This is a genomic window from Chryseobacterium sp. HNCC26DJ239, from assembly GCF_057180445.1.
Genome location: NZ_JBXUGJ010000016.1, coordinates 1 through 1,762 on the forward strand (window position 1 = coordinate 1; position 1,762 = coordinate 1,762).

Here is a 1,762-nt window from a genome sequence, read left to right on the forward strand (position 1 = left end):
ATTATCACGGTATTTTTTTTCACCTACTTCAATTCAAGAATTTAGAAAACATACCATAGAATTATTAAAAAATTATAACTATTTTTGTAGAAATCCTAATTCTACCCCAAAAATGAAAAAATTTCTACTAAGTTTTGCATTAGTGCTACTTACGTTCAGTAGTCTTTTTGCACAAAGAGACACAGAGCACTGGATCGCGCCCTACTACAATACGGCAACAGCCTATGTAAATAAACTGTATTTATCCACTGATTCTGTGACCCCTTTTGATGTAAACATTTACAATAATAATGCGGTTATCGGAACAGTAACGATCAGTAAAAACAATCCGCAAACATTCGATGTAACAGCTTCTCTAATTACTGCCACTACCACTGGCGAAGGATTTATAGTTGGAACAAAAGGATTGTATTTGAAAGGAACAAGCCCTTTTTACTGTACATTGAGGCTTGCACAAAGTGCTCATGGCGAAATTATTACCAGTAAAGGAAAAGCAGGAATTGGTAAAGAATTTTACGTTGCAAACACGCCTACTAATGGCTCTGGCACCCTTTACTCATTTACTGCAGGAGTTTTAGCTACAGAAAACGGAACTACAGTTACCGTTTCTTGGCCCGGAGCAATCAGCTTTTTCGGGCAGCCAGCGAGCCCTGCACCTTCTAATCCATATACTTTTACTCTAAATAAAGGGCAGTCTTTCATTTTTGCCGGCGCTGGAGGAACTAATGCTCCTTTTATGGGAGCAAAAATTACCTCAGACAAACCGATTACACTCACCAACGGAAACAGTAACGGAAACTTTGGTTCTACTGTAAGTGGTTCTGATGCAATTTTAGATCAATCTGTTCCTACAGAAAGATTAGGGAATACTTTTGCAATTGTAAGAACGCTTTCTACAGATTCTGCTTTAGAAGGAGGGATCGTTATAGCTACAGAAGATAATACTCAAGTATTTTTGAATGGATCTACAACTGCTGCTGCTACCATCAACCAAGGGCAATGGTATAGAATTCCTGGATCTGCTTACCAAGCTCAAGGTACGAATGGTCATTACAACATGTTGGTTTCTACATCTAAAAACGTATATCTTTATCAGCTCGTTGCCGTAAATAATGATAACGCAACTTGTGGTTTCAACTATATACCGCCATTAAACTGTTTCTTACCAAGAAAAATTGATGAAATCGGTTTTGTAGATTCTATGCCAAACACCAATAGTGCTATTACATTAAAATTAAATATTTTAACAGAAGCAGGCGCTACGGTAACCGTAAATGGTGTTGCTCCAACCGCTGCACAAGGACCATATCCTTTAACAGGAAATTCAAACTGGGTAACCTACGCAATTTCTGGTGTGACCGGAAACTTAACAATCCAATCTAACAAAGCTGTAACAGCAGGGATCAACGGAGGATTTAGTACAGCTGGTTATGGAGGTTATTTTGCCGGATTCAACTCGGTACCTGCCATTGCAAAACAAACAGGTGACTGTATCCCAGGAATTATTCTTGAAGTAAATGATGGCTATGATACGTACCAATGGTATTTGAATGGAGTTGCTATTACTGGTGCGACTTCAAATACCTACACTCCTCTTATTGCAGGAAATTACACCGTGCAAGTAGGAATGGGTACTTGTACTCCTATTACAACAGCTATATATAAAGTATTTACTTGTCTAAAAGAAACTACACAGTCTATCAATGTGTGTGCTTCAAAAGTAATTGTACCGACATTTACAAGCTCTACTCAGACCCCACTT

The 1,762-nt window shown here is 38.3% G+C and carries 1 protein-coding gene; it reads left to right on the top strand.

Translation table 11 applies throughout. From position 1 onward, the window contains the following. Positions 1–112 precede the first annotated feature (112 nt). Positions 113–1,762 (top strand): IgGFc-binding protein (locus AC2A1D_RS17785; RefSeq protein WP_484044915.1); only part of this gene is annotated, 1,650 nt, incomplete at its 3' end.